Here is an 858-nt window from a genome sequence, read left to right on the forward strand (position 1 = left end):
CTATGAACGAATTTAAACGCGCAGGACTGGACAAACTGGTAGACGGGCGGCTTAATCTCCGCTGTGCGAACTATGGCTATCAGTACAGCGATATCATGCTTGCGCTATTCTGCATATATCTCTGTGGCGGTGACCACATAGAGGATATTACAACCATATTGAACAAGTATCTGAGCACTGCCCCAGATGCGAGGATACCAAGTTCTGACACCATCGCCCGTGGGCTGAAGGAGCTGAGTGCCATGAGTATAGCCTATACGAGTAAAGCTGGCAACGTATATGCGCATGATCCTGCCATGAAACTAAATTCCTTGATGCTTGACATGGCATTGCTGCTTGGCCTTATGAAAAAGGGTCAGGGCATTGATGTCGACTTTGACAACGAGTTCATCCCCGCTGAGAAAAGCGACGCCCAGTATTCCTATAAGAAGAAGCGCGGCTACTTCCCGGGCGTGATGACCCCTGGCCCGCTGATAATCGGCATTGAGAACAGGCAGGGCAACTCGAATGTCAAGTTTGAGCAAGTGGAGGAGCTGACACGCATGCTGGACAATATTGAGAATCACGGACTTTATGTGCGCATGTTCCGTGCCGATTGCGGCTCGTTCATCAAGGAACTTGTTGAGGAGCTCTTTCTGCGGACAGAGACGTTTTACCTCCGTGCCAGCAGCTGTGCGGACCGCAGGCAGATGTATGAACAGTGCAAGGATTGGCGTCACACGTCGGTAAACGGCCAGGAGATGGATGTCACGTCATTTGAATTCACCGAATTCCTTTCCGACTGGCATTTGCGGCTTGTAGTGCAGCGCACCAAGATGGATGCGGAACAGGGAGAGCGGTTCCTGCCCGGCATGGAAT

At 51.4% G+C, this 858-nt stretch carries 1 protein-coding gene; it reads left to right on the plus strand.

The features are described 5' to 3' along the window. Positions 1-2: 2 nt before the first annotated feature. Positions 3-858 (plus strand): IS1380 family transposase (locus LDN30_RS16205; protein ID WP_223930252.1); only part of this gene is annotated, 856 nt, incomplete at its 3' end.

The organism is Prevotella lacticifex (assembly GCF_019973375.1).
GTDB classification, from domain to species: domain Bacteria; phylum Bacteroidota; class Bacteroidia; order Bacteroidales; family Bacteroidaceae; genus Prevotella; species Prevotella lacticifex.